The sequence below is a fragment of the Trebonia sp. genome (assembly GCF_049794275.1).
In the GTDB taxonomy this organism is placed as follows: domain Bacteria; phylum Actinomycetota; class Actinomycetes; order Streptosporangiales; family Streptosporangiaceae; genus Trebonia.
The window spans coordinates 1-5,465 of record NZ_JBARCR010000493.1 but is presented as its reverse complement, the minus strand read 5'-3'; the positions used below and the strand labels follow the sequence as shown (position 1 = coordinate 5,465).

Annotated in this window: 7 protein-coding genes; 4 read left to right on the top strand and 3 right to left on the bottom strand. The window is 70.3% G+C overall.

Features of this window, described 5'->3' with window-relative positions:
* Window positions 1-771: RecB family exonuclease (locus WA805_RS13430; RefSeq protein ID WP_425242497.1), on the top strand; the 771-nt coding region annotated here is incomplete at its 5' end.
* A gap of 42 nt (window positions 772-813) precedes the next feature.
* Here the strand turns inward: WA805_RS13430 and WA805_RS13425 are convergent.
* The gene (locus WA805_RS13425; RefSeq protein WP_422278887.1) at window positions 814-1,107 is read right to left on the bottom strand and encodes an MTH1187 family thiamine-binding protein; all 294 of its coding nucleotides are present in this window, start codon (window positions 1,105-1,107) and stop codon (window positions 814-816) included.
* Window positions 1,108-1,116: 9 nt separating this feature from the next.
* Window positions 1,117-1,638 carry a 2,4'-dihydroxyacetophenone dioxygenase family protein gene (locus tag WA805_RS13420; RefSeq protein ID WP_422289540.1) on the bottom strand — a complete coding sequence of 174 codons (522 nt, stop codon included), beginning with the start codon at window positions 1,636-1,638 and terminating at the stop codon, window positions 1,117-1,119.
* 141 nt (window positions 1,639-1,779) lie between these two features.
* On the opposite strand from WA805_RS13420, the gene purM reads away from it, so the two are divergent.
* The 3 genes from purM to WA805_RS13405 all read left to right on the top strand — a co-directional run bounded on the left by purM (window position 1,780) and on the right by WA805_RS13405 (window position 4,582).
* Window positions 1,780-2,916: a phosphoribosylformylglycinamidine cyclo-ligase gene (gene purM, locus WA805_RS13415; RefSeq protein WP_422289538.1), complete on the top strand. Its 1,137-nt coding sequence runs from the start codon at window positions 1,780-1,782 to the stop codon at window positions 2,914-2,916.
* 82 nt (window positions 2,917-2,998) lie between these two features.
* Window positions 2,999-3,973, top strand: a complete 975-nt coding sequence (nudC, locus tag WA805_RS13410; RefSeq protein WP_425242496.1) for an NAD(+) diphosphatase — start codon at window positions 2,999-3,001, stop codon at window positions 3,971-3,973.
* A gap of 120 nt (window positions 3,974-4,093) precedes the next feature.
* A complete protein-coding gene (locus WA805_RS13405) occupies window positions 4,094-4,582 on the top strand; it encodes a winged helix-turn-helix domain-containing protein (RefSeq protein WP_422289534.1) in 489 nt (162 codons plus the stop codon).
* 6 nt (window positions 4,583-4,588) lie between these two features.
* Here WA805_RS13405 and WA805_RS13400 read toward each other — a convergent pair whose 3' ends face one another.
* Complete coding sequence (locus WA805_RS13400) at window positions 4,589-4,999, bottom strand: PPOX class F420-dependent oxidoreductase (RefSeq protein WP_422289532.1); 411 nt, start codon at window positions 4,997-4,999, stop codon at window positions 4,589-4,591.
* Window positions 5,000-5,465: the final 466 nt, after the last annotated feature.

The following is a 5,465-nucleotide window of genomic DNA, read 5'->3' as shown; positions in this document are numbered from 1 at the left end:
GACGCCGCCCGGCTGGCGGCGGAGGTCGGCACCCCGGCGGCGGTTGTCAGCCCGGCGAGTACCGGGCTGTCAGAAGCCGAGCAGGAGCTGGTGGCGGCCTGGGAGCTGGACACCGGGCTGCTGCTCGCGGAGCGGGAGCGGCGCAGGCGCCGCGGCGACGGCCCGGTGGACGTGCTGCTGCCCGCCAGGCTGTCGGTGTCCGCGCTGGTCGCGCTAGCCCGCGACCCGGACGAACTGGCCAGGCAGGTGCGCCGCCCGATGCCCCGGCCGCCGGCCCGCCAGGCCCGCCGCGGCACCGCGTTCCACCTGTGGCTAGAGGAGCGGTTCGGCCAGCAGCGGCTGATCGGCGACGACGACCTGTTCGCCGAGGAAGAGGACACCGACGACGACCTGATTGAGCTCCGGGCGCGCTTCGAGGCGGGCGAGTGGGGCGGCAGGTGGCCGAGCGCGGTCGAGGTGCCGTTCGACACGGTCATCGGCGACCGCCAGGTGCGCGGCAGGATCGACGCGGTGTTCAGCGAACCGGACGGCGGTTTCGACGTCGTGGACTGGAAGACCGGCAAGCCGCCGCGCACGAAAGCGGAGAAAGACGCCGTCGCCGTGCAGCTCGCCGCCTACCGCCTCGCCTGGGCAACGCTGGCCGGCGCCCCCCTCGACCGGGTCCGCTCCGCCTTCTACTACGTCCGCCACGACAAAACGGTCCGCCCCGCCGACCTCCTCGACGAGGCGGGCCTCATAGCCCTGATCCAGCGCGTCCCCATAGCCGAATAACCCCGCAACCGCCCGGCCGCGCCACCCCGCGCTGTCCCGGGCTCAGGGACTGAGGTAGCGCTCGATGGTTTCGACCTTGGCGTTCAGCGCGTCGGTTACGCCCGGGCGCAGGTCAGCCTTGAGCACGAGGCTGACCCTGGGCGCCCGCGCGGCGACCGCGTCCACGGCCTCCTTGACCACGGCCATCGCCTCGTCCCAGTCGCCCTCGACCGTGGTGAACATCGCGTCGGTCCTGTTGGGCAGGCCGCTGGCGCGGACCACGCGGACGGCTTCGGCGACGATCTCACCGACGTTTTCCCCCACGCCGAGCGGGGTGACCGAGAAGGCGATGAGCATGAATCCAGGCTAGCGGAACAGCTTGTCCACGTAGTCGGCGCCGATGCCGACCTTCTCGTAGTGGTCGCGGCACAGCTTGATGTAGTCGAAGACGTCGAACGTGCCGTTCGGCTCGCCGTTCTCGTCGAGCCAGATCAGCGGCCCCGTCACGTTGAACGTGACCATCATCGGCTCGTCCGACTCGTAGGCCACGAGCGTGTGCGCCTCGCCCGGCGCCTCGTAGATCCAGTCGCCCTTGGTCGCGACCCAGTCGTGCTCCAGGTAGCCCCACTTGCCGGAGATCGTGTACGCGAACACCTGCTGCGGGTGATAGTGCCGGTTCACCAGGCCCGCGCCCTTGGCCATGAGGACGTCGCACCAGCGGTTCTGGCTGGGGGAGATGAACAGCGGCCGGCTCCCGGCCGTCGGCGACAGCGGCGCGTACCAGCGTTCGTCTAGCGTGGCGGCATCCTGAATGTACGCTTCCGGGGCCGCGCCTGGCCGGAAGACCTCAGCGACCGGCTTCAGCTCGCGCCAGAACTCGTTTGCCATGTGTGCTCCTCGTCGTCGGCTGCGCATACGCGAAATAACTGTCTCTCGCCGCCACATCGGGCACAAGGTCACGACCAACGACGTCATCGATTGTCGCCCGCCTAAAAGGCTGACCGGCCACGGTCGGCTAATCTGGCCCCCATGAACGCGACGCCTCCTGAGTCCGGGTCCTCCAGTTACGCCGCGGCAGGGGTGGACGAGGAGCGCGAACAGGTCGCGTTCGCCCGGGTGATGCGCCCGTGGCTGGCCCGCACCAAGGTCAAGTCGCCGCTTGTTACGTCCATCACCGGTCTGGCCAGCGGGTACTTCGCCACGCTCATGCACCTGCCGCCCGGGCCGCCGCTGGCGCTGACCACCGACGGCGTGGGCACCAAGATCCTGCTGGCCAGGGAGGCGAATCGCTGGGAGCCGATCGGCGTCGACTGCGTCGCGAACAACGTCAACGACCTGATCTGCGTCGGCGCGGTGCCGCTGGCGCTGCTCGACTACATGGCCATCGACCGGATCGACGAGGGCGTGCTTGACGAGGTGGCACGCGGGCTGTTCCTCGGCGCTGAGCTCGCGGGCATCGCCATCCCCGGCGGCGAGATAGCGCAGATCGGCGAGATGCTCGCCGATTCGGCGGGCGGCGGCCCGATGCTCGACCTGGTGGGCACCGCGATCGGCGCCCTCCCGCCTCTTGCCACCCAGGGCTGGCGCACTCCGGTGGACGGCAGCTCCGTGCGGCCGGGTGACGTGGTGATCGGGCTGCCCAGTTCCGGGCTGCACAGCAACGGCTACTCGCTCGCCAGGCACGCGCTGTTCAAGAAGGGCGGCATGTCGCTGAGCGACCAGGTGCCCGGCACCGGCCGGCGCCTGGCGGACGCGCTGCTGCAGCCGACGCGGGTGTACGTCACCGCGGCGGAGGCGCTGTGGACGGCGGGGATCACGCCGCGCGGCATGGCGCACATCTCCGGCGGGGGCCTGCTGAACATCGCCAGGCTCGCCGCCGACGTGTCCTACGAGCTGGACGCGCTGGTGCCCACCCCGGAGATCTTCACGCTCGTGGCCGACAAGGGAAACATCCCGCAGGCGACGATGTACGCCACGTTCAACATGGGCATCGGGTTCTGCGTGGTTGTCGGCAAGTCCGAGCAGCAGGCCGCGCTGGCCGCCCTCAAGCAGGCCGGCGAGGACGCGGTCCGCATCGGCTGGGTGACCTCGCGTCCCGGCAAGACCGTGTCCATCCCCGCGGCGGGCCTGCTCGGCAAGGGTGACGCCTTTGAACCGGTACGTTAGGTTTTATGGACGTCCGGGACTTTGTCGAATCCAACGCTGCCGAGGTGCTCGCCGCGATGCGCGCTGAGGGCGCGGGCCGGCGGTGAGCGCGGCGGAGACCGAGCAGCTGGATGATGGCCCGCTGGGCCGGCTGGCGCTTTCCCGTTCCACGGTCGACCGGGCGACGGCCCGGCGTGCCGACGGCGCGTGGGTGGAGGCCGCCTGGGCGGACCCGCGCAGCCGCGTGCTCGTGGTCAGCGACTCACAGGCGCTGGTGCGGTCCGCTGACGGCGGGCCTGAGCTGGTGTTCATCTCGTCCGCCGAGGCACCGGAGGGGACAAAGTTCCTGCTCGGCGTGGACACCGACGACGTCGTCTACTTCGGGGTGAGCGTGCCAGGGGGAGTAAGCCGCGTACGTTCCGGAGAAGACGATGTGCAGCCCATGTCCCTCCGGCAGGTCGGCGCACTGCTCAGCGACCGGGACGCGGGGTTGCTGACGCACGCGGTGGCGCTGGCGAACTGGCACGACACGCATACGCACTGCCCGCGGGACGGGACGCCGACGGTGCCCGCGCCGGCCGGGCACGTGACCACTTGCCCGACGGACGGCAGCGAGCACTTTCCCCGGCTGGATCCGGCGGTGATCATGCTGGTCACCGACCCCGACGACCGGTGCCTGCTGGCCAGGAACGCGCTGTGGCCGAAGGGGCGGATGTCGGTGCTCGCCGGGTTCGTGGAGCCGGGCGAGTCCGCCGAGCACGCGGTGGCACGCGAGGTATTCGAGGAGACCGCGATCACGGTCGGCCACATCCGTTACCTGGGCAGCCAGCCGTGGCCGATGCCGCGCAGCCTGATGCTCGGGTTCCAGGCCGCGGCCCCTGGCGGGCAGCGGATCACCGTGGACGCCGAGGAGATCGGCGAGGCGCGCTGGTTCACCCGCGAGGAGATGCTGGCCGCGATCGGCACGGGGGAACTGGCGGTGGCGCCGACGTCGTCGATCGCGCGCCGGCTGATCGAGTTCTGGTACGGCGGGCACCTCCCCGACGGCTCGGGTTCGTGGACGGCGCCAGCCCGCTAGCCTCCGGTCTGTTCACAAGTTTTTCGGGCTTTTCGTTACTAATTTCTTGACAAAAGCGACCTATTTACTAGGCTATATGCGGGCAGTGCGCGCGGGGCGGTGCGGGAGGTGACGGAACGCGTGCGGATAGGAACGCAGCTGCTGGGCCAGGCGGACGAGCAGCCGGTGACCCCGGTGCCGCAGCAGGGCGCGGACGGGACGCTGCTCGCCGTGGTCCCGATCCCGGGGACCGGGACGTCGCTGGCGATCGTCGGCTACCCGGTGGCCGGGCCCGGCGTCGCGCCGGACGAGGCCGCCGCGTCGGCGGCGGAGGGCGTCAGGACGGGGCTGCTGCTCGACCACGAGCAGCGCCGGGTGTGGGCCGACGGACGCGAGATCGTCCTGACCTTCCAGGAGTTCGAGTTGCTGGCCTTCCTCAGCGCGCATCCCACGACCGTGTTCAGCCGCGCCGACCTGGTACAGCGGGTGTGGCAGCGCCGCTTCACGGCGGACAGCCGCACGGTCGACGTGCACGTCAGCCGGCTGCGGCACAAGCTCGGCCCGGCCTACGGCAGGTGCCTGGTCACCGAGTACCGGGTCGGCTACATGTTCCGCCCGCCGGCCGGCTGACGTTCCTCAGCCGCTGACGTCGGGTCCTGCCCTGGTGACGGTGACGCGCAGCAGGACTCGCTTCTCGCGTTCCATCGCGGCCCGGTAGTCGTCCCAGTCCGGGTGCTCGCCGGAGATCCGCCGGTAGTAGTCGACCAGGCCGTCCATCGCCTCGGGCAGTTCGACGATGTCCGCGGTGCCCTCGATCTGCACCCACCTGCCGTAGAACTGGTCGGGGAAGGCGCACAGCCAGACCCGGGGGTCACGGCGGACGTTGCGAACTTTGTAGGCGGTCTGCCTGGTGCTGATCACCACGTGGCCGGCGTCATCGATCCCGGCGGTCACCGGCGAGAGCTGTGGTGTCCCGTCACTCTTGAGGGTGCTGAGCACCGCGTGGTGCTGCGTGCGGACGTAGTCGAGCGCCGCGTCAATGTCCATGCGTCCTATCTTGGCCCCTGCGGGTCAGGAGGGCGATGAGGTCGCCGGCGACAGCGACCGCGCAGGCGACGAGGAACGAGGCGTTTATGCCGCTGATGAACGGCCTCGAGCTGCGCAGGGACCCCCTTCTGGATCGGCGCGACCCTCGATGCTGGCCACGTTCGACGCCTACGCCGACCAGGTAGCCCCGGCTGTAGCCGGCCACTGGCGCTAGACCTCCTGGTTCTATCGCCAGCCCCGCCGCAGTCGGCAGCCGCGGTCGGGCCGCGCTTGGCCGGCCGGCCCTCACATAGGGCGCGAAAGGCACCGATGAACTAGGGCAAAAAGGACATAACGCGAGACGATTGCGCCCTATGTGGGGAACGCCGCCCATCGCGACGGCGAAAGAGGCTCCTCCTGCCGTCCGAGCGGTTACCGATCGTACGTCGCTTCGATCGTGAGGCGGCGGCGTGTTGGGGCATTGGCA

Bases quoted from the DNA above. Each gene is read 5' to 3' on its own strand.
- purM (WP_422289538.1), top strand. From the start codon at position 1,780: ATGAACGCGACGCCTCCTGAGTCCGGGTCCTCCAGTTACGCCGCGGCA.
- WA805_RS13425 (WP_422278887.1), bottom strand. From the start codon at position 1,107: ATGCTCATCGCCTTCTCGGTCACCCCGCTCGGCGTGGGGGAAAACGTC.
- WA805_RS13400 (WP_422289532.1), bottom strand. From the start codon at position 4,999: ATGGACATTGACGCGGCGCTCGACTACGTCCGCACGCAGCACCACGCG.
- WA805_RS13420 (WP_422289540.1), bottom strand. From the start codon at position 1,638: ATGGCAAACGAGTTCTGGCGCGAGCTGAAGCCGGTCGCTGAGGTCTTC.